Origin of the sequence: Butyrivibrio sp. INlla21, assembly GCF_900116875.1 — a bacterium.
Classification (GTDB): domain Bacteria; phylum Bacillota; class Clostridia; order Lachnospirales; family Lachnospiraceae; genus Butyrivibrio.
Genome location: NZ_FPCC01000015.1, coordinates 1 through 20,889, shown reverse-complemented (window position 1 = coordinate 20,889; position 20,889 = coordinate 1). Strand labels below are relative to the sequence as shown.

Genomic DNA, 20,889 nt, shown 5'->3' with positions numbered 1-20,889 from the left:
ATGGTTAGTCAAAAGGTAGTCATTACAAATCCTACCGGATTACATTTGCGTCCGGCCGGTAATTTATGCAAGGTGGCTATGAATTTTAAATCTCATATTACTTTCAGCTACGGGGAAAATACTGCTAATGCAAAGAGCGTGTTAAGTGTGCTCGGCGCATGTATCAAGTGTGGGGATGAACTTGAGTTTAAATGCGAGGGACCGGATGAAGAAGAAGCTATGAATGCTATGATTCAGGCAATCGAGACCGGCCTTGGCGAATAATCGTATTATGTGATAAACTTAGGCAGATAATTTTTACCGGGAGAGGATTTTAGTATGAAAAAAGTTGAGGCATTTTTGCTTGTGGGACTTATAGCATCTATGCTTATTGGTTGTGGTGCGAAAAATGACGATGCTGTTATAGGTATCAGTGTTGAGAAATTGGAAGATGTTCAGCCGGTTGAGGCTGCATCTGTAGAAGAGACAGAGGAAGAGACAGACGAGGATGCTCCACCCAAGGAAGGAATGGTAAGAAGTTATTTTACCAACGAATGGGTTGATGAAGCGATAAACGAGAATAGACCTTTGGCAGTTATGTATCCTATCAACAAAGAGGCTCAGCCTCAGTACGGACTCAGCAATGTTGCTGTATTTTATGAGATCATGGAAGAAGGCAGCATGAGCCGTCAGATGGGAATATTGGAAGACTGGGAAGACCTTGAACAGATAGGTAATATTCGTAGTATCCGTGATTACTTTATATATGCGGCGCTTGAGTATGATCCTGTCATTGTTCATTTCGGAGGACCCGAGCTTTACGTTAAATCCGTACTTACACGTGATGATGTTGATAATGTTAACGGTGTAGGCGGAGTGATGGGACCCGATTACGGTGCATTTTTCAGAATACCTAAGGGAAGTGCTTCCGAGCATACTGCTTTCACCGACGGTGAGCATATTTCGAAGGCTATTGATAAGGCTAAGTTTTCTCGTGAGCACAGGGATAAGTTTGAAGGCGAATCACATTTCAAATTTACGAGTGCCGTTAAGCCCAACACGCTTGAGGATTATTCCGATGCGGTAGAGGCTACTGAAATAGATATGAAGGGATGTTTCCCTGTTACCAAGTCTGCTCTTAAGTATGATGAGGATAAGGGAGTATATCTCAAGAGTTTGTACGGATCTGCACAGAAGGACGCTATTACAGGCGAGCAGCTTGCATTTTCAAATATAATTATCCAGAGAACATATCATGAAGTTCGTGATGATAACGGATATCTTGCATATCAGATGCATGATACCACTCAGGACGGTTATTTTATTACCAAGGGCAAGATGATTCATATTACTTGGAAAAAGACTGATGATTACAGCCCTACAACATATTATGATGACAACGGAGATGAGATCACACTCAATACCGGAAAGACAATGATCTTTGTTGTTCAGGAAAAGGGCGGATCATTCTCAAAGTTTACTGTTAACGGCGAAACTTATGCCGATTGATCGAAAGCCGGTAAGACCGCTTTCATGGTTATGCAACATAATAGCGGACGGCAGTGATGCCGTCCACTTTTGAATTTTAAAGGTGAAAAAATGAAAAAGATTATTATTACAGGTTGTAACGGACAGCTCGGAAGAGCAATCAATATTGAATTGGGAAAAAGTAACGAGTATGAGCTTGTTAATACCGATGTCTTTGAGGGTGATGGAATTACGCCTTTAGACATCACAAATGTTGATGCTTGTCTTGAACTTGCAAGAAAGGTTAAGCCCGCCGCTATTATTAACTGTGCTGCATACACGGCGGTTGATAAGCAGGAGAGCGATGTGGATCTTTCATACAAGATCAATGCCATCGGACCAAGAAACCTTTCTATAGCGGCTACAGAAGTGGGAGCTAAGCTTGTTCATGTTTCCACAGACTATGTTTTTGCGGGAAACGGTGACAAGCCTTATATCGAGTTTGATAAGACAGGTCCCGTAAGTGTATACGGAAAGACCAAGCTTGCCGGAGAAGAATTTGTAAAAGAGTTTGCGAAGAATTATTTTATTGTCAGAACTGCTTGGCTATACGGTGACGGCAAAAATTTTGTAAAGACTATGCTTAATCTTTCAGAAAAGTATGAAGAGGTAAGCGTTGTAAAGGATCAGCTTGGAACACCTACAAGCGCAACAGAACTTGCCAAGGCTATCTGCTATCTTTTTCCTACGGATAATTACGGAACATTCCACGGAACATGCGAAGGATCAACCAATTGGGCTGATTTTACGGAAGAGATATTTAAGATTGCAGGTAAGAAGACCAGAGTAAATCATGTAACTACCAAGGAATATCTTGAGAAAAATCCTCAGGCAGCACCGAGACCGGCATACAGTATTCTTGAAAACTATATGCTCAAGCTCACATCGGATTATATGTTTGCAGATTGGCATGATGCTATCGAGGAATACTTAAAGGGAATCCTTTGATCATCGGATCGGAATAGAGGTTTTAGATGTCTGTTTTTAATCAACTTATCGGCAACAAAATTCTTGTTTCTGCTTTTTGCGGATGGTTTGTTGCTCAGGTTCTAAAGACTATATTATATATTATAGTAAATAAGGAATTTAACCCCGAGAGGCTTATGGGCGACGGCGGAATGCCAAGCTCACATTCGGCGACTGTAATGGCTGTTGTTACTACATCATATGCTCTTTACGGCGCATCTTCTTTTGAGTTTGCGATTGCCGGAGTACTGGCTCTTATCGTAATGCATGATGCTACCGGAGTAAGACGTGAGACAGGAATTCAGGCCAAGGTCATCAATAACATGATGGATTGGTTCCTTCAGCTTGACAGCGATATTCCTGTTGAGGAAAAGCTTAAGGAATTTGTAGGTCACACGCCTATGCAGGTTTTATTCGGAGCAATCATAGGTGTTATTGTCGGGGTGATTGTTTCTTCTATGTAACGAAGAGGGGAAGAGGGACATTTATCTATGTTATTGGTCATATTGTTGTGGATATATGTGACGATAACCACATACTTGATGGGATACTGCTTTATCCATGCGATTCTTTCCCATGGAGAGAAGAAGCTTTCGGTTTCCAATAATGGGAAGGCCAAAAAAGAGCAGCGTTACAGAATTAAGTCCCATAAAAATTACATAATTACCGGTGTTGTCCTTACGACTGTCTATGCTCAGTTCTTTAGTTTGTTTTCCGGAATAGATCTTGCGGAAAATATTCTGCTTGTTGCGATATGTGTAGTCATTGCAACCTACTACAGAGAGGAGCTTCGAGATGACCTTTCTGAGCTTATCAGAAAATTAAAGAGTGAGGGCAATATTTTTTTATACGCCGCAGTGTTTCTGATCATGGCATACGCAACGTCGCACGGCATCATGCATTATGACAGTGACTTGTATCATGCGCAATCAATAAGATGGATCGAGGAATACGGGATTGTAAAAGGGCTTGGAAATCTTCATGTAAGACTTGCTTATAACAGTTCGGCGTTTGCGCTGTCCGCGCTGTACAGTATGGCCTTTCTCGGAGGGCAGTCATACCATATAATGGCCGGATTTCTGGCGCTTATTTTGGGATGGCAGTGCCTTGATATCAAACATATCGTTGTGAGAAAACATTTTGTACTGTCGGATTTTGCAAGAATGGCAGCTATCTACTATCTCTTTTCCGTGTTAGATGAGATTGTTTCACCGGCTTCGGACTATTTTCTTGCAATGTTTGTCTTTTACATAATAATAAGTTGGTTGGATCTCAACGTGGCGCATGAGAAGTCTTATGTTCCTTACATACATCTGGCGCTTCTGGGTGTTTTTGCGATAACGATCAAACTTGCTGCGGCGCCGCTTCTTCTTTTGTCACTGATACCTATTTATAAACTGCTTCACAACAGAAACAGGCATAAGACTAAGGTGCTTTTAGTATCGGTGCTGCTGGCGCTTATCATAACAGCGCCATTTCTTATCAGAAATGTTATTATATCGGGGTGGCTTGTTTATCCTGTGACATTTATCGATCTGTTTAATGTAAGTTGGAAGATTCCAAAAGGCTTGGCGCAGTTTGATGCACTGGAGATAAAGACATTCGGACGAGGCTTTACCGACGTGGTTGCATACGGAAATGCACCGCTTTCTGCGTGGGCTCCGACTTGGTTCAAAAGTCTTTCATCCTTTGATAAAGGCATTATACTGTTGGATATAGTGTCTGTTATGATCTACCTTCTTATGGCGGGCCTATTCCTCGGAACGCATTTTGAGAAAAAGGCGACAAAAGAAAGCAAAGTCTTTTCCATAAGCCACAGAACGATGCTTAATCAGATCGATTTTATGGCTATAGGCGGAACGATGATAGTGTGTCTTTTGTTCTGGTTTAACAGCGCGCCGCTTATAAGATACGGGATAGTATATTCACTTCTTACCGCAGCTATCATATGCGGAAGAGTGGTTATAATAATTTACAACAGGATCGACCGGGGCATTGCTCTTACAGGTTTTAAATGTGTTATTGCAATGCTTGCGCTGTGGTACATATATAAAGGCACATTCCTGATCATGGATGAGGAAAAAAGATATAATGCAAAGTGGCTGGTACATCAACAGGATTATGGGACATACGATGTTGATACCTTTGAAATAGACGGAACAACATTCTATTATCCCGTTTCAGGAGATCAGGTCGGTTACGCACCGTTCCCTTCATCGGCAAAAGATATGACGGGGCAGATAGAGTTTATCGACGGCACTATCGAGAGCGGTTTTAAAAGCATAGAAAGTGAGTAGGAGAAAACAAATGACAACTAGGGATTTTGACGCAGTAGTTTTTGATATGGACGGTGTTATCTTCGATTCGGAGAGAGCAATAATGGATTGCTGGAAAGAGCTTGCAAACAAGTACAACATCTCGAACGTTGAAGAGAATTTCTATAAATGCATAGGAGTAACCGTCGCTAAGACAAAAGAGATAATGCTTGATGCATACGGTGAGGACTTTCCGTATGATGAATATGACGTTGAAGCAAATCAGATTTTTCATGATAAATATTCCGGAGGCCGACTTCCGATGAAAGAAGGGATAAAAGAGATCCTGTCTTTCCTTAAGAACAGCGGCAAAAAGATCGCGCTTGCTTCTTCGACCGGAAAAACAAAGGTTGAGGCGCAGCTTCGCGATGCTAGCATACTTGAATACTTTGATGTGCTTATCTGCGGAGATATGGTAAAAAGAAGTAAACCCGCTCCCGATATTTATCTCAAAGCCTGCGAAGAACTTGGAGTTGAGCCGGAGAGAGCATACGCCATCGAGGATTCCTACAACGGAATAAGATCTGCTAATGCCGGTAAACTAAGACCTATCATGGTTCCCGATATTCTTCCCGCAGATGATGAGATGAAAGAAAAAGCGGAAAAAGTACTTGATAGTTTGATCGATGTTAAAGAATATCTTGCGGAAGCAATCTAAGCAGAAAGGACCTGAGATGGGATACAAGAACATTTTATTTGACTTGGACGGAACGCTTACAGATTCATCGGAAGGAATAACCAAGAGCGTTACAACACGATCGGAAAGTTTGAAAACAATCCCTATCCTGGCATGATAGAACTTTTGCAGAAGTTAAACGATGAAGGTTATAACTTATATGTCGCAACATCCAAGCCCGAAAAGACTTCTCTTGAAGTGCTCGACCACTTCGATATGACCAAATATTTCAAAGAAGTCGCCGGTGCTACCTATGACGCTAAACGTGAGAAAAAAGAGGATGTGATCAGATATCTTTTGGATAAGATTTCTCTTGAAGACAAAGATGAGTTATCCGATACGGTTATGATCGGTGATACAACTTATGACGTTACAGGTGCTGCGGAATTCAATATTCCTTGCATAGCAGTAACTTGGGGATTCGGAGATCTTGAAGAGATGAAAGATAAGGGCGCAATCGCAGTCGTAAACACAATGGAAGAATTGTATCGAGCAATCGCTCAATAAATGAAAACGAGTAGGTGTTAACCTACTCGTTTTTTTAATCATTCGTAGATGCTCTGAGCACTATCTCAAGTGGAAGAGCGATGGTGCGTGGAAGCATATCGTAGCCCTCCATGCGCTGCTTAAGCGTGTCAAAAGCAAGTGTTCCCATCTGCGCGGTCTGAATACCTATAGTTGAAAGCGGCGGATTTGAAAACCGTGACATCTCAATGTTCGATATACCCATTACAGCAACTTTGTTGGGAACCTTAATTCCAAGATCATACAGTGCACGTAGAACAGCCATTGCCATAAGGTCACTTGCAACCACAAACGCATCGGGTAAGATACCGTCTTTGTGCATTTTCTTTATAGCTTTAAAACAAGTATCCTCATTCCAATTACAATCTATCATTATCCGAGGATCGATCTTAAGCTTGTGTGCATACATGGCACTAAGATATCCCCTGAATCTTTTGCTGTCTTCAAATGCAAGACCTGAAGGAGACGCACCGAGAAATCCGATCTTCTTATAGCCTTTTTTATAAAGAGTATCAACAGCCAAAGACGCGGCTGCGTAGTGATCATAGATAATGTTGTCTATGTCGGTGTGGGCCGTATCTATTCCGACGATCGCCGGAACTTTTTTCTTAATAGATGAATAAATATCGTCACTCAAGGTGTTCATAAGAATGATACCGTCAAGTTTTCCCGAAAAAAATGTATCTACAATGGGAGTATCCTCGATCTCTTTGGAGGTAACAACAAAAGGAACGCTACATCCGTTGCGCCTTGCCTGCTCCTCGATGGCAGAGAGAATGCTGAGGAAATATGGATCACTGTACTTGTCCTTGTCTGTACTGATAACACAGCCAATCTGCTGCGGAGAATCATCAGAAACGGAAGCACTGTGACTTTTCTTTTTAACACTGCCTGCAGGCGCCTTGTAACCGAGCTTGGCTATAGCGGCCCAAACTCTTTCCTTGGTCTCTTCAGTCATTCGCCCCATTGTGTCATGGTTTATAACGCGGGATACGGTAGCAGTTGAAACACCCGCCTCTTTGGCAACATCTCTAATATTGCTCATAAACAGTCACCTCTTGTTTAGTAAACAAAATCTAACTACTTTGAATTATAGGAGAGTTTTAACACAGTGTCAATTGATTGACAAGTTGTTATTGTGTACAAAAATATCCATCAAAAAGTGTATATTTCTCACATTTATCAATTCTATCCGCGATGATATAATCTAGGTAACAAAAGTGGGAAACACAAGGTAACAAAAGGTAAACGGTATGGAGATTTCAGACAAGAAATTGGAGCTTGCTCTTATAGGAGCGGGACAAAGAGGCAGGATATATGCGGACTATGCTTTCGAGCATAAGAGGGCTGAGATAACTTTTTTGGTGGAGCCTGATGAGAACCGCAGAAGAGAAGCCAAGGAAAAATATGGATTGGATGATGCGCATGTATTTACGGATCCCGCGGATTTTTACAAGCTGGGTAAGGTATGTGATGCGCTTATTATCGCGACCATGGACAGGCAGCACTATGAGCACACGATGGGTGCGCTTGAGCTTGGATATGACATACTTCTTGAAAAGCCAATCTCTCCCGATCTTGACGAGTGTATCGGAATAAGAGATCTCGCGCTTAAGAACAAGTGTCGCATAATGGTCTGCCACGTGCTCAGATACACAGGTTTCTGGGCTACGCTCAAGAAGATAATAGATTCCGGAGAACTCGGAAAAGTCATAAACATTCAGCACAATGAGAATATCGGTAATTTCCATATCGCACATTCTTTTGTACGAGGAAATTGGAGAAACAGTGATATCACAAGTTCGCTTATTATGCAGAAGTCCTGTCATGATATGGATCTATTGACATGGCTGTGCAACAGCAAAGCTAAGAGCGTTTCATCCTTCGGAGAACTTACATATTTTAATAAAGAACATGCACCTGAAGGCAGTGCAGAGAGATGCTCCAAATGCGGAATTATGGATTGTAGATTTGATGCCAGAAAAGTCTATCTTCCTATTGCAGGTAACTGGCCTGCGACGGTACTTTCCGTTGATCAGAGCGAGGAGAGTCTGATCAACGCGATTGAAGAAGGACCATACGGAAGATGTGTATATAAGTGCGACAACAATGTTTGCGATCATCAGGTCGCAATATTTGAATTTGAAAACGGAATACATGCTTCGTTTAATCTTAGCGGCTTCACAAACCGCATGTGCAGAACCATTAAGGTGATGTGTGAAAACGGTGAGATACGAGGCGATGATGAAAAGAATGAGATAGAGATAATTCGCTTTACATCCAACTGGCAGCAGGAACCTGAAATAAAGACCATAAATCCCGACGTGAGAGAGGGCTTCCACGGCGGAGGAGATGCAGGTCTTATGGAGCAGTTCCTCGACATGATACAAGGAGATGATGTAGAAAATCTCTCAGCGATAGAAAGATCCATAGAGAGTCACGTTATGGCAATCGCCGCAGAGAAGGCAAGAGTCGAGCACAGAATCGTTGAGATGAAAGAGCTTAGATAAAAGAGCTAATTAAAAGAAAAAAGTTTTGGAGTAAGAAATACAAAATGGGAAAACTAAGTTTTAATGCTGTTTGTGAATATATAAAACCGGTCAATATGCCGGATAAGTTTGCGGGAGCTTATGAGAAGTGGAGCGGAGAGGGCCACGTCGTAGGTGAAAAGGAATTGGATGATATTCTTGTTCGTTATTCACTTACAGACGAGCAGAGTAAAAGGCTTCACGGATATCTCAGACAAATAACCGATGATGAAAAAATCAGTGATTATATTAAGTTCCTCGTTTGGACACAGTGCGACATAAGACGTTACGAATACTTCATTGACTGCGACAACAATCTAAACGGAGCAGCGTTGGGAGAACTCGGTGAGACATTGGAATTCTTCATGCTCTTATCCTGTATCGCATATGCTAGGATCGATCTTGAAAACAGAATGATCCCCAAAGAACTTTATGAGCAGATTCCGTATCGTATGCTGGATGAGATAATTGGAAGATATAAGGAAAAAGAAACTTTGCGAATTCTTGATATCCCGTGGAAGCTCAATTTCTTTTCTCTTTCGATATATCTTTTTGACAGATTCTTATTTGTACCTTGCAAGTTCGATGACCCGTTTTATTTTTACAGAGGGGAAGACGGCGAGGTTATCGGAGTGGCTATGGGTGGTCTCAATGTGGATGATATGGGACAGCTTATACCCGATGACGAGGAACTGTCAGATCCAAACGGAGAAAAGAACGGATATTACTACGGAAGGTTTTCTGAAAAAAGAAAAACTGCCTTTACCACTACATTTAAGGAAACAGATACAGAGATAATCGGAAGCCGCATTTCTCCATGCGGAACAATAACGACAAAATCCATTATCTTAAGTAAAGAAAAATATAAAAAGATACTTGAAAGAGACGACTGGATGATAGGCTTCCATATCCCTTCGGGAGACGGCTACACTCCGCAGAGAGTAAGAAATTCAATGACTCTTGCGTGGAAGTTTTTTGAAAAGTATTATCCCGAGATTCCTTTCAAAGGTTTCTGGTCCTCAAGCTGGTTGTACGACGGAAGACTGTCGACACTGCTTCCGGACGACAGTCGTATAGTAAGAGTCCAAAGACAGTTCTTTAACTACACGGGAGGCTGGAACGGAGAATCAACTTACTATGAACTGTTCGGAGATGCAAAGCTTCTTATCGACGAGGTACCGCAGGAGAGTTCGCTGCAAAGAAAGCTTGCGCAGTGCCTTAAGGATGGCAAAAAATTCATCGATACGGGAATGGTTTATTTCCCTGAAGAATTAAACAAAGATTACAACAGACCAATCTATATAACAGACGAAGATCTGAAAGAGCAGGATGAACTTTATGTAAGAACGGGATGGAAAGGAGGAACGTCATGAAAGCTGAATTAAAAAGACACTGGCAACTGTATCTCATGTGCGTTCCCGCGATAATCTATCTCATAATGTTCTGCTACATTCCGTACGGCGGACTGTGGATGGCATTTACCGACTACAACATAATCGACGGAATATTCGGAAGCCGTTTCGTGGGTCTTCAAAACTTTAAATACTTTTTCTCGGGAACGGGAATGGGTCCCAAGGTTATAGCCAATACGCTTATTATCAATGCATGGGGACTTGTACTTGGAACGATAATTCCGATCACGATCGCAATCTGTTTTAACGACGTACAGAACAAATTTTATAAAAAGATATCTCAGAGCATCATGTTTTTCCCGTACTTCCTTTCATGGGTTGTTGTAGGCGCGATAATCTATGCGTTCTTTTCAACAAGTACCGGAATAATCAACCAGTGGATCGCGGCAAGAGGCGATGAGATCATCAGGTGGTACGCTGAGCCAAAGTATTGGAAACCGATCATCATTATCGCAGATGTGTGGAAGTGGTGCGGATACAACTCGATCATATACATGGCGGCAATGACCAACTTTGATAAGACACTTTATGAGGCGGCACAGGTTGACGGAGCCAATAAGTTTAAGCAGATAATGTATATCACACTTCCGCTCCTTAAGCCGACGGTTGTAGTGCTCATGCTTATGTCGATAGGTAGGATCTTCTTCGGAGATTTCGGAATGATCTACGGTATAGTCGGAAACAACTCACTTCTTTATGATGAGGTTGCAGTCATCGATACATATGTTTATTCATCGATGAGAACGCTTGGATTTTCCTATACCACAGCGATAGGTCTTTTCCAATCCGTAATGGGACTGATACTCATTACAATATCCAACCATTTCGCTAAAAAAATAAATGAGGGGGAGGGACTGTTCTGATGGAAAAAAGAGCAACGATGAAAGTAAAAACCTCCGCCGCGGATAAAGCGGTAATAGCGTTCTCATATATATTTGTGGGATTTATCGCGCTGATATGTTTTATTCCGCTCCTCATGGTATTGTCGGTTTCATTTTCCAACAATACGGCGGTAGTACAAAAGGGATACTCAATATTCCCAAGAGAATTTACGTTGAACACGTATCTGTATCTTTTTGCACACAGCGGTATGAGGATACTAAGATCCTACGGAGTGACGATCTTCGTGACCGTTGCCGGAACGTTCCTTGCGATGATAGTGACAAGCATGTGTTCTTTTGCATTGTCCATAAAGAACCTTAAGTACAGAAATGCAATATCGTTTTTCTGCAATTTCACGATCATCTTTTCAGCAGGACTTATTCCGTGGTACTACATCTGTGTTAACTGGTATGGGTTCTCCAATAACTTTAGAGCACTTATATTCCCGTTGATACTGAATATGTTCAACATGTTCCTTTTAAGAACATATTTTTCGCAGGTTCCGTTTTCGCTTTATGAATCTGCAAGGATTGACGGAGCCGGATACTTTACGATATGGCACAAGATAGCGCTTCCGCTTACCAAGACGGGTATGATGACAGTCGGAATGATGTATGCGCTCTGCTACTGGAACGACTGGTGGAATGCTCTCATGTTTGTGGATAACAGGGACTACTTCCCTTTGCAGTACTATCTTTACAACATTTTGTCTAACGTAAATGCCATCAGCTCGGGACGAATTCCCGCAGGCGCGGCAGCAAACATTCAGCTTCCCGCAGAGACGGTAAAGATGGCGGTAACTATTGTGACTATCGGACCTATCATATTCCTTTACCCGTTCATACAGAAGTATTTCGTGGATGGAATCATGGCAGGTGCCGTTAAAGAGTAAGTTAAAGATATTTCTTTAATTATAAGGAGGGTTAATATGAAAAAAAGGCTTATGAAAGCAATGGCTACTTTGCTTGCTGCAACGCTCATGCTGACAGGCTGCGGCGGCGGATCCAAGGTGGCTTCCGGCAAGACTCCCGAGGATAACGGAAAGGTTCGTATCCTGTATCCCGGAGAAGAGACGGATGCAATGGCAAACTTCATTAAGAACGAACTCAATCCCAAGTTAAAAGAAGAGATCGGCGAAGAAGTTGAGATCGTCTACAAGGGATGGGATCAGTACTGGGAGCAGAAGGATATCATGCTTGCAGCAGGTGAAGGCATCGACCTTTACTGGGACGGACTTGTTGATATCGGTATCATGGTAAATAAGAAACAGTGCCAGCCTCTTGATAAGCTCATTGAAGAGTATGGTCAGGATATGAAGAAGGTATTACCCGATTCACAGCTTTCAGGTGGTAAGGTAGGCGGAATCCAGTACGGTATTCCTTCAGCTTATGCACCGAGTTCTGCTATGTTCCAGCTTGTATGCGTAAGACAGGATCTTATGGATGAAGTCGGAATGACAGATATCAAGACTGCAGAAGATCTTGCAGAGTATGCAGAGAAGGTTAAAGAAGCTCATCCCGAGCTCAGCGGACCTGCAGACATTATCTACAAGCCTCTTACAAGATATTTCCAGGATGAGCAGCTCACATGGTGCTCAGCAGGTGACACGGTTGTATATGGCGAAGATTCCAAGAAGGCTATGAACTTCTTTGAGACAGAGACCTTCAAGAAGGTTGCTGATTTTAACAGAAGCATGTATGAAAAGGGTATCTACAGAGACGAGCTTACAACCAATTACAACGAGCGTGACAGCCGTATGCAGCAGGGTACATATATCTGGGTAGAAGGATCTCTCGGAAAAGAGAATGAGATCATCAGTGCGGTTCGTGCAAATGCACCGGAAGCAACTCTTAAGAGCTATCTTCTTAAGCCTGATGAGCCCAAGTATCTTATCTCTTGCGGTGGTGAGGTTCTCTGCGTACCTTATTCAGCTAACAATCCTATCGGTGCCATCAAGTTTGTAAACTGGATCTACACAAGCCAGGATAATTACATGTTTGCGCTCTATGGACCCGAAGGTGAGAACTACACAATGAACGGTGACAGAATTGAGCTTAAGGATCCTGCATTTGAAGGATACTTCTATGAGTGGATGTTCCGTAACGTTAATTACCAGAAGTTCACATCAGACGTTCCCGAAGAGTTCATCGAGAGCTATCAGAAGTGGGATGACGGTGCGATTCCTTCAGATGTTATGGCATTCTATTTTGACAATACCAATGTGAAGAATGAGCAGACAGCTCTCGGCGAGATCTGGAACAAAGAAATCCAGCCCGTTATCTGCGGTTATGTTTCATATGATGAGGCTCACGACAAGATTGCTCAGGAACTTAAAGACGCAGGTATGGACAAGTACCTTGCCGAAGTTCAGAAGCAGCTCGATGAGTACTTTAAGACCGAAGGAAAGTAATAAGATTTATGAGTATCGATATTCTTGGAATAGTTAATAATTTCAAATTGGAAGGGGACTTCATTTACAGTGAAGTCTATGGCTGCGGTCATATCAATGATACTTACGCCGTATATTTCAAAAGAGATAATGAAGCCCCTATTCGATACATTTTGCAGCGCATCAACACACAAATTTTTGATGCAAAAGAGCTTATGGAAAACATCTGCCTTGTTACCGATTATCTGAAGGATAAGATAAAAGAGGAAGGCGGAGATCCGGCAAGAAACACGCTGACTATCATCCCTACTGTTGACGGAAATCTGTACTATGAAGACAGCGAGCACGGATGCTGGCGTATCTATAAATTCATCGAAGATACTATAACCTATCAGAGCGCAGCGGACGAAACGGTATCAAGAAATGTCGGAGCGGCTTTCGGACATTTCCAAAAGCAACTCGCAGACTTTGATGCGAAGAAGCTTTATGAGATCATACCGAATTTCCACAACACGAGGATGAGATTCGATGCACTTAAGAAGGCGATTGATTCTGACGCTAAGGGCAGAGCCGAGTCTGCGAAAGACGCAATTTCTTTTGCCCTCGAAAGAGAAAAGTACTGTGACGTTGTAACCGATAAGCTTGGTACAAAAGAGATTCCGTTTAGGGTAACTCACAACGACACCAAGCTGAACAACATCCTTATCGACCCTGATACGGGTAAGAGTGTATGTATCATAGACCTTGATACTGTAATGCCCGGTTCGGTGCTTTACGATTTCGGTGACAGCAACCGCTTTGGATCAAATACAGCGCTTGAGGATGAGACCGATCTTTCCAAGGTTTCTTTTGACCTTAAGATATTTAAGGCATTTACGGAAGGTTTTCTTTCGGAAGTAGGAGATATACTTACAGATACAGAAAAAGAGCTTTTGGCATTTTCATGCATTTTGATGACATATGAGTGCGGAATAAGATTTCTTGCCGATTACCTTGAAGGAGATGTATACTTCAAGACCTCTCACGACACGCACAACTTAGAACGCGCAAGGAATCAGTTTAAACTGATAGAAGATATGGAATCAAAGCTTGGAAAAATGAGGGAAATAGTAAATTTATATTGAGATAATAATTGCATAATCGATATTCGTGAAAGCTTTCCATAGTTAATGAGAGTCAGTCCTGAGGGCAATATCATTAAGTTTAAGCCCCCAAAATCCCCCCACATCATTACTGATGCGGGGGGATTTTGGGGGCTTAAACTTAATGATAAACGTTAAAAAACATGTCGTTCATAACAAAAAACATGTCGTTCATAACATTGTGGTAGAATTCGGTCGATGAATGCAGATATAATATGAATAATCGATCGATTGAACTTGTTTAACAGCTGAAGAAGAGTGTAAAAAAGACTAAAAGGAGAAAACACAATGGAAATGATTTTATCAAATGATTTTTGTGAAATTGATCAGAAGGAATGTTTAGATATTAATGGCGGAAATGCTGAACCTCTTGAAGTTGCAGAAGTGGTTGTTGGAGGCGTTTTGGTTGCGAACAGCCCAGTTGTTGCAGTGGTTAATCCGGGGGCTGGAGTTGCAACTTTAGGCTTGGGCTTAACAATGCTTGCAGACGGTTATGATGCTATTCAACACTGATAATATTAAATGACTGGAGAGTGTTAAGTATGGAAAATACAATGTTTTACGAAATTGAAAATGAGCAATTATTTAATGTAGAAGGCGGGAACGTCGTTGGAGATGCTGCGACTATTTTAGGTGCTGGGGCCGCTGGCGCGGAAATTGGTGGAGCTATTGGTGGAGCTATAGGTGGACCAGGTGGTGCATTTACAGGTGGGGTAGTTGGAGGCGCAATTGGTGTTGGATGTGGTGTTATGATAGTTGTAACTGACTAAAAGCTATTTAAGCATCAAGTTTTTATATAATAATAAATAGAAACAGAGACGACATAGGCTTTCTACACCGAAAAGTGTACTGTTCATGGTGATTAGATATGTCTCGTAAGGGGCATATCTAATCACTAGGTTCAAAACCCATTTTTGACATGAGAAGTTTTAGTTAATAACATTAGGGAGACATGTGTTGAAATGAATAATTTACTATTTGTTACAGGATGTTCTTGGATAGTATGGGCTGGAATAGGAAGAAAAATATTTAGTTATATATTAGAAAAAAAAATAATAACAGTATGTTATTGGATTTTTGGGTTTTATAATATTTTTTTGGCTTTTTTTGGTAAAGGAAAAATAGGGGAAGTACTACTTATCATCGATTTTGTCATTGTTTTTGTATTAGATATTTACTTTTTAATAATTAGATTGAAAAAAGGCAAAAAAGGAGCTTTAAAGATTTATCAATTAGGGCTTGGATTTATTTTTATTATTATAGCAGTGTGGATGCTTTGGCTTGATGTGAAAAAAATTCATGTGAGTATAGCGACATTAACAGGCGCAATGATGATGCTTTCTGTGCCGTTTCAAGAATTTATAGAAAAACTGGATAAAGAAAAAAATAATTATTAGCCTGAGTAATATTTCGGGATAATTTTGCAAAGCATCGCATATACATAAACGAGAATGTTTTTTACGATAAATTAGGACATGTAAATGAAATACTATTGTATACGGCAGCATGATATGACAGACTGCGGTGCTGCATGCATCGCTACAATTTCAAAACAATATGGTTTTACTACTTCTATTTCAAGAATAAGGGAGGTCGCAGGAACAGATAAAGCGGGTACTAATGCATATGGAGTTATTCTTGCAGCTAATGTGCTTGGTTTTACAGCCAAGGCAGTAAAAGGGAATAAAGAAGCTTTCTTTTCGGAGTTTCCACTTCCAGCGATTGCGCATGTTGTATCTGAAGGCAAACTGTTACACTATGTGGTAATTCAAAAGATAACAAAAAAGCAGGTTATAATATCAGATCCAGCTAGAGGAATAGTAAAACTAAAACCGGAAGAATTTTTTGGCGAGATTACGACAAATAATGAGCCTCCCAAATATTGTTGGACAGGCGTACTTATTTTGATTGTACCGACAAAAGAATTTACAAAAGGAAAAGATAGTAAGAATATCTTTGAGCGTTTTTTTTGCCTGTTGATTCCTCAAAAGGCACTTTTATTTAATATATTCTTATCTTCTATAATAATTACAATTCTGGGTATTGTAGGTGCTCTATATTTTCAGGTGATTATTGATGATATAGTTTCAGCCAGCCTTTTTGATACTCTTTCAATCATTTCAATAGGTGTTATAGGACTTAAAGTATTCACAGTAGCATTAGGTTTTATTAGAACGAAGCTACTTGTTTATCTTGGTCAGAAATTAGATATAGCATTACTTCTTGGGTATTATGACCATGTGCTTAAACTCCCTATAAATTTCTTTGGAACAAGGAAAGTTGGAGAGATAATATCAAGATTTCAAGATGCTTCATCAATAAGGAACGCTATTTCTTCAGCAACATTAACGGTTATGATAGATACTATTATGGCTATAGTTGGTGGAGTTATTTTGATACTGAAAAGTCCGATTCTGTTTTTGATAGCATTTATAATGATAATTTTATATGCTGTGCTTGTGTTTGCTTTTAATAAGCCGATTAAAAAAGCTAATGAGCAGCAGATGGAAGATAATGCACAGCTTACATCTTATCTTGTGGAGTCGCTTAATGGAATACAGACGATAAAAGCCTTTAATGGAGAACAGTGCGCTCAGAATGAGACGGAGTTTAGGTTTATTAGATTACTTAGAAGTGTATTCAAATTATCAAATATTGGTAATTTGCAGGAGACACTAAAAGCGTCTGTACAACATATTGGAGAAGTTGTGATTATATGGGTTGGCGCAATAAATGTATTAAAAGGGAATATGACAGTAGGAAGTCTTATCTCTTTTAATGCATTACTTGCGTACTTTTTGGGGCCAATAAGAAATCTTATTGATTTACAGTCTCAGATGCAGACAGCGATTGTTGCATCTGAGCGACTTGGAGAAATACTTGATCTTGAAATTGAGAAAAATGAAAAAGAGCAGAATAAGCTCAGGAATATTTCCTTGAATGAGGATATAGATATAAAGAATGTTTCATTTAGATATGGAACGAGAAGATTGATACTTGAAGATTTTTCTTTGCACATTCCCAAAGGGAAAAGAGTGGCTCTTGTTGGAGAGAGCGGATCAGGGAAGTCTACAATAGCAAAATTATTACTACGTTTTTATCCTATGGAGAAAGGTAAGATAAATATTAAAGATTATGCTATTGAGGATATTGATATAGAGTATCTAAGAGAAAAGATTGCATATATACCGCAGGAAACGTTCCTATTCACTGGTACTATAATGGAAAATCTTACTTTTGGATTAAGCGATGTAGATTTGGAAGAGGTTTATGAGATCGCGAGATTGACTAGAGTAAATGATTTTGTAAATGAGCTTCCACTCAGATATGAAACGCTTCTTGAAGAGAACGGAAGTAATTTATCCGGTGGTCAAAGGCAAAGAATTGCAATAGCGAGAGCTCTTTTAAAACATCCGGATATACTTATTCTTGATGAAGCTACTTCGAATCTTGATACGGTAACTGAGCGAATTATTCAAAATACAATCGATTCGTTAAGTAAAGATATAACTACGATTATAATTGCGCATAGGTTAAGTACAATAAAAAACTGTGATGAGATATTTGTAATTGAGAATGGTAAAGTCATAGAAAAAGGATCGCATGGCAAGCTGATAAAAATAGAAGATGGATATTATAGAAAATTATATGAATCACAGTTATCCGGATGAGGGAAGATATGAGAGAAATTGTAATAGATTTAAAGGATATGAATGACACAAAAGAGGTTTATGAAAAAAAGATAAGTCCCTTATATTCGGCGTTTATTTATTTCTTGGTTTTTTGTTTCGGGCTATCATTTATATATTTTTATTTTGGTAAAATAGAGATAGTAGCAAAAGCTAACGGTGTTATACGCCCAAATGATGAAGTGAGCACAGTTTCCCCTTTGGTTGGAGGAAAAGTTACAGGAGTTTTTTATTCGGATGGGGAAGTGGTAAAAGAAGGTCAGAAGCTATTATCAATTGATACTACTGAAAGTGAGATAAGTCTTGAGGCATTAAGAAAACAAGAACAAAAACTTGGAGAGGATCGCTTATATGTGGAAAAGTTTATTGACGGTATAAAAAAAGATACTAATCCGTTTGATAAAGATTCCAAGGAAGAGGAATATAATTATTTCGTTCAATTTGAACAGTATAAACTGGACAAAAAGAGTACGTTTATTTCTAGTGACTTTAATGAAAAAAAAGCGGTTTCCAGTATCGAGGCTTGCAAGAAGCAAAAAGTTGATATGGAATATCAGATAAAGGGATTAGAGGCATATAAGAATAGTATTGAGACAGGTAAAGATATGCTTAAGGATTTTCCTGAATATGAAAATATGTATTTATCATATAAAAATCTTATTACTTCTATTGATAATGATTATAATTCTAAAAAAGCCGATATAGATTTCAATGTGTCAACGGCAAGCAATGACTATTATATAAATTATTATCAAGATAGAGTATCAGAATATGAGGATTTGGTTGATTCTATAAAAAGTGGTGAATCTAAGTTTAATGATGATGATACAAGTGAAGCGAAGCTTTTCTATAAGCAGTATTCATATGAAGCGGAGGGGTATGAAAAAGCTATAGATAGAAATGGAGATACGCCTGGTTTGGAGAATACTGCAAGAAGTGATGATAATCTAAAAAGATTAGAGGGATATAAGCTTTTTAGGCAATCGGTTGAAAGCGGAAATGATTGTTTTTCGATGGATTCGCCGTCTTATGAGTATCATTATCTATATGATAATTACAAAAATGAATATGATAAGATAGATGAGAATGTAGCTTTACTTCAAACAGAGTATGAGAATCTAATCAATAATGAGGAGCGGAATGAAAGTGTCAATATGGATGAGTTTGTGGCAAATCTTTCAAAGCAAATTACTGCAAGGGATAATTATAAGGCTACAACAATATCAAATATTGATAATGTAATCTTACAAATACAAACTGTAGAGCTAAGTTCAGGAGATGATACAGATAAAGAAACATCAGAACAAGCGTTGAATACATATAAGAGCAAGTCGCTTGCTACTTATACTGGTACGCTTGATGAGTATAAACAAAAGCTTGATGAAGCAAAATTACAAAAAGATGGGATAAAAAGCAAAGAATTACTATACGCTGATCTTGACAAAACATATCAAAATACTAAAAGACAAAGATATTTAAGTACAATAACTGAAATTGACAACAGTATACAAAGCCTTAAGACCAAACTTATTCAGATAGAAGCCGACCTTGATATGAATGAGGTGATAAGTCAGATGTATAAGGATTCAAAAGGTGAAGATGGGACATATGTTGATGTTTCAAAAGTAAAGATAGATAAGCTATCGGAGCTTTTATCCAGAAAAAAACAAATAGAAACAGAACTTGATGAATTAAAGACACAGATTAAGCAAACTGAAGAACAGATAAGTGCAGGGAATATAACTGCCTCAAGAGATGGTATTATTAACGTGAGTCAGGAAATCAGCGCGGGTGATGTCATACCTTCAGGCTCACTTATAGGCACAGTGATTCCAGCTGGATCGAATGAGTTTAAAGTGCAAATTTATGTGGATAATTCAAGCATTGGAAATTTGAAGGAAGGAGATGATATTAAATATAGTATTATGTCTCTTCCGAGCAGTGAATATGGATATGTGAACGGAAAAGTAGTGAGTATATCCAAAGATACATTAGTTATGGATGGAAAGAATTCCGGATATTATCTTGTTACAGGTACTATAGATGCGGAAAAACTAAAAGATCATAATGGTAACGAGGGTGAAATCGCTATAGGAATGCAGGTAGAAGCTAAGATCGTTACAGAAAAGAAGAGGATTATTTCATATATTTTAGAGAAGATAAATATAACATGAATTGGGGGGGGTAAATAATGAGTGTTTAAATTGATTACCTAAAATTAAAGGGACTGTCGTACGTGATATGTACCCAGTTTTCTGGACACATGTTATGAGTTAAGCGAAACACATGGATGCTTCCCTGTATTTTACAGGAGGCATCCATTTTGGTTTTGATTGGATCCTTCTGTTATTATAATAATCTATGTATTCATCTATTGCTGTCTTAAATGATTCAAATGATTCATAACAGCGTTCATATCCACAGTACATCCCATTTTTCAATCGCTCGAAGAATGTTTCCATGATGCAATTATCATAGCAGTTTCCTTTTCAGGACATGGATTGTGTAATTCCATGTTTCTTTAATTCATTTCGGGTAAGCGTCAAATAATCCGCCTATCTGTAAAATAAACGCCGCAGGTTTATTTGCGGCGTGGTTTACGGCAGTTATCTGGTAATGTCTCGGACCATGGTAATAACTGATCCAGACTTGCCGTATCTATATTTCCATTCTCATCACGGAGCTTTGGAAGTTCTGTAAGGAGGTGATCAACGTAGTAATAGGAACTGAGGTTATTTAATCTTGCAGTCTCAACAACTGAATAGATCACAGCACTGGCTTTCGCGCCTCTGATGGTGTTCATGAACTCCCAGTTCTTTCTGCCTATCGTGAACGGTCTTATACTTCGTTCAGCAGCTT

Annotated in this window: 20 protein-coding genes and 1 pseudogene; 18 read left to right on the top strand and 3 right to left on the bottom strand. The window is 39.7% G+C overall.

Annotated elements, in window-relative coordinates:
- The 7 genes from BM377_RS09780 to BM377_RS09750 all read left to right on the top strand — a co-directional run bounded on the left by BM377_RS09780 (window position 1) and on the right by BM377_RS09750 (window position 5,970).
- The gene (locus BM377_RS09780; protein ID WP_092247419.1) at window positions 1–264 is read left to right on the top strand and encodes an HPr family phosphocarrier protein; all 264 of its coding nucleotides are present in this window, start codon (window positions 1–3) and stop codon (window positions 262–264) included.
- A 54-nt stretch (window positions 265–318) separates the two neighbouring features.
- Entirely contained in the window at window positions 319–1,488 is a 1,170-nt protein-coding gene (locus tag BM377_RS09775; protein ID WP_092247416.1) for a DUF3048 domain-containing protein, read from the top strand.
- Window positions 1,489–1,578: 90 nt separating this feature from the next.
- A complete protein-coding gene (gene rfbD, locus BM377_RS09770; protein ID WP_092247413.1) occupies window positions 1,579–2,454 on the top strand; it encodes a dTDP-4-dehydrorhamnose reductase in 876 nt (291 codons plus the stop codon).
- Window positions 2,455–2,480: 26 nt separating this feature from the next.
- Window positions 2,481–2,936, top strand: coding sequence for a divergent PAP2 family protein (locus BM377_RS09765; protein ID WP_092247410.1), 456 nt, complete (start codon window positions 2,481–2,483; stop codon window positions 2,934–2,936).
- 27 nt (window positions 2,937–2,963) lie between these two features.
- Window positions 2,964–4,769: a DUF8201 family protein gene (locus BM377_RS09760; protein WP_092247407.1), complete on the top strand. Its 1,806-nt coding sequence runs from the start codon at window positions 2,964–2,966 to the stop codon at window positions 4,767–4,769.
- Window positions 4,770–4,779: 10 nt separating this feature from the next.
- Window positions 4,780–5,445 (top strand): HAD family hydrolase, encoded by a 666-nt coding sequence (locus tag BM377_RS09755; protein WP_092247404.1) that lies wholly within the window; start codon window positions 4,780–4,782, stop codon window positions 5,443–5,445.
- Window positions 5,446–5,589: 144 nt separating this feature from the next.
- Window positions 5,590–5,970, top strand: coding sequence for an HAD hydrolase-like protein (locus BM377_RS09750; protein ID WP_242948143.1), 381 nt, complete (start codon window positions 5,590–5,592; stop codon window positions 5,968–5,970).
- Window positions 5,971–6,004: 34 nt separating this feature from the next.
- Here BM377_RS09750 and BM377_RS09745 read toward each other — a convergent pair whose 3' ends face one another.
- Complete coding sequence (locus BM377_RS09745) at window positions 6,005–7,033, bottom strand: LacI family DNA-binding transcriptional regulator (RefSeq protein WP_092247398.1); 1,029 nt, start codon at window positions 7,031–7,033, stop codon at window positions 6,005–6,007.
- Between the two features lie 208 nt (window positions 7,034–7,241).
- Here BM377_RS09745 and BM377_RS09740 point away from each other — a divergent pair, with 208 nt between their 5' ends.
- From BM377_RS09740 to BM377_RS09690, 11 genes are all read left to right on the top strand, one after another.
- Complete coding sequence (locus BM377_RS09740; RefSeq protein WP_207646910.1) at window positions 7,242–8,498, top strand: Gfo/Idh/MocA family protein; 1,257 nt, start codon at window positions 7,242–7,244, stop codon at window positions 8,496–8,498.
- A gap of 44 nt (window positions 8,499–8,542) precedes the next feature.
- Window positions 8,543–9,889: a hypothetical protein gene (locus BM377_RS09735; protein ID WP_092247395.1), complete on the top strand. Its 1,347-nt coding sequence runs from the start codon at window positions 8,543–8,545 to the stop codon at window positions 9,887–9,889.
- Window positions 9,886–10,791 (top strand): ABC transporter permease, encoded by a 906-nt coding sequence (locus BM377_RS09730; RefSeq protein ID WP_242948142.1) that lies wholly within the window; start codon window positions 9,886–9,888, stop codon window positions 10,789–10,791. Before BM377_RS09735 ends, BM377_RS09730 begins: the two co-directional genes overlap by 4 nt.
- Window positions 10,791–11,702, top strand: a complete 912-nt coding sequence (locus BM377_RS09725) for a carbohydrate ABC transporter permease (protein ID WP_242948141.1) — start codon at window positions 10,791–10,793, stop codon at window positions 11,700–11,702. Before BM377_RS09730 ends, BM377_RS09725 begins: the two co-directional genes overlap by 1 nt.
- Before the next feature lie 36 nt (window positions 11,703–11,738).
- The gene (locus BM377_RS09720; protein WP_092247389.1) at window positions 11,739–13,220 is read left to right on the top strand and encodes an ABC transporter substrate-binding protein; all 1,482 of its coding nucleotides are present in this window, start codon (window positions 11,739–11,741) and stop codon (window positions 13,218–13,220) included.
- An 8-nt stretch (window positions 13,221–13,228) separates the two neighbouring features.
- Window positions 13,229–14,323, top strand: coding sequence for a phosphotransferase enzyme family protein (locus tag BM377_RS09715; RefSeq protein ID WP_177223848.1), 1,095 nt, complete (start codon window positions 13,229–13,231; stop codon window positions 14,321–14,323).
- A 306-nt stretch (window positions 14,324–14,629) separates the two neighbouring features.
- Window positions 14,630–14,854 carry a hypothetical protein gene (locus tag BM377_RS09710; RefSeq protein ID WP_092247383.1) on the top strand — a complete coding sequence of 75 codons (225 nt, stop codon included), beginning with the start codon at window positions 14,630–14,632 and terminating at the stop codon, window positions 14,852–14,854.
- A 29-nt stretch (window positions 14,855–14,883) separates the two neighbouring features.
- Window positions 14,884–15,111 (top strand): Blp family class II bacteriocin, encoded by a 228-nt coding sequence (locus BM377_RS09705; RefSeq protein WP_092247380.1) that lies wholly within the window; start codon window positions 14,884–14,886, stop codon window positions 15,109–15,111.
- 192 nt (window positions 15,112–15,303) lie between these two features.
- The gene (locus tag BM377_RS09700; RefSeq protein WP_092247377.1) at window positions 15,304–15,738 is read left to right on the top strand and encodes a hypothetical protein; all 435 of its coding nucleotides are present in this window, start codon (window positions 15,304–15,306) and stop codon (window positions 15,736–15,738) included.
- Between the two features lie 84 nt (window positions 15,739–15,822).
- On the top strand, window positions 15,823–18,012 hold the full coding sequence (locus BM377_RS09695) for a peptidase domain-containing ABC transporter (RefSeq protein ID WP_092247374.1): 2,190 nt from the start codon (window positions 15,823–15,825) through the stop codon (window positions 18,010–18,012).
- An 8-nt stretch (window positions 18,013–18,020) separates the two neighbouring features.
- A complete protein-coding gene (locus BM377_RS09690; RefSeq protein WP_177223847.1) occupies window positions 18,021–20,204 on the top strand; it encodes a beta-barrel domain-containing protein in 2,184 nt (727 codons plus the stop codon).
- 99 nt (window positions 20,205–20,303) lie between these two features.
- Here BM377_RS09690 and BM377_RS16765 read toward each other — a convergent pair.
- Window positions 20,304–20,504, bottom strand: a pseudogene (locus BM377_RS16765) (IS3 family transposase); the annotation flags it as partial.
- A gap of 107 nt (window positions 20,505–20,611) precedes the next feature.
- Window positions 20,612–20,889 (bottom strand): transposase domain-containing protein (locus BM377_RS09680; protein WP_143104494.1); only part of this gene is annotated, 278 nt, incomplete at its 5' end.

Excerpts from the sequence above, each read along its gene's own strand:
- BM377_RS09780 (WP_092247419.1), top strand. The coding sequence starts at position 1 with ATGGTTAGTCAAAAGGTAGTCATTACAAATCCTACCGGATTACATTTG.
- BM377_RS09775 (WP_092247416.1), top strand. The coding sequence starts at position 319 with ATGAAAAAAGTTGAGGCATTTTTGCTTGTGGGACTTATAGCATCTATG.
- rfbD (WP_092247413.1), top strand. The coding sequence starts at position 1,579 with ATGAAAAAGATTATTATTACAGGTTGTAACGGACAGCTCGGAAGAGCA.
- BM377_RS09765 (WP_092247410.1), top strand. The coding sequence starts at position 2,481 with ATGTCTGTTTTTAATCAACTTATCGGCAACAAAATTCTTGTTTCTGCT.
- BM377_RS09760 (WP_092247407.1), top strand. The coding sequence starts at position 2,964 with ATGTTATTGGTCATATTGTTGTGGATATATGTGACGATAACCACATAC.
- BM377_RS09755 (WP_092247404.1), top strand. The coding sequence starts at position 4,780 with ATGACAACTAGGGATTTTGACGCAGTAGTTTTTGATATGGACGGTGTT.
- BM377_RS09745 (WP_092247398.1), bottom strand. The coding sequence starts at position 7,033 with ATGAGCAATATTAGAGATGTTGCCAAAGAGGCGGGTGTTTCAACTGCT.
- BM377_RS09740 (WP_207646910.1), top strand. The coding sequence starts at position 7,242 with ATGGAGATTTCAGACAAGAAATTGGAGCTTGCTCTTATAGGAGCGGGA.
- BM377_RS09735 (WP_092247395.1), top strand. The coding sequence starts at position 8,543 with ATGGGAAAACTAAGTTTTAATGCTGTTTGTGAATATATAAAACCGGTC.
- BM377_RS09730 (WP_242948142.1), top strand. The coding sequence starts at position 9,886 with ATGAAAGCTGAATTAAAAAGACACTGGCAACTGTATCTCATGTGCGTT.
- BM377_RS09725 (WP_242948141.1), top strand. The coding sequence starts at position 10,791 with ATGGAAAAAAGAGCAACGATGAAAGTAAAAACCTCCGCCGCGGATAAA.
- BM377_RS09720 (WP_092247389.1), top strand. The coding sequence starts at position 11,739 with ATGAAAAAAAGGCTTATGAAAGCAATGGCTACTTTGCTTGCTGCAACG.
- BM377_RS09715 (WP_177223848.1), top strand. The coding sequence starts at position 13,229 with ATGAGTATCGATATTCTTGGAATAGTTAATAATTTCAAATTGGAAGGG.
- BM377_RS09710 (WP_092247383.1), top strand. The coding sequence starts at position 14,630 with ATGGAAATGATTTTATCAAATGATTTTTGTGAAATTGATCAGAAGGAA.
- BM377_RS09705 (WP_092247380.1), top strand. The coding sequence starts at position 14,884 with ATGGAAAATACAATGTTTTACGAAATTGAAAATGAGCAATTATTTAAT.
- BM377_RS09700 (WP_092247377.1), top strand. The coding sequence starts at position 15,304 with ATGAATAATTTACTATTTGTTACAGGATGTTCTTGGATAGTATGGGCT.
- BM377_RS09695 (WP_092247374.1), top strand. The coding sequence starts at position 15,823 with ATGAAATACTATTGTATACGGCAGCATGATATGACAGACTGCGGTGCT.
- BM377_RS09690 (WP_177223847.1), top strand. The coding sequence starts at position 18,021 with ATGAGAGAAATTGTAATAGATTTAAAGGATATGAATGACACAAAAGAG.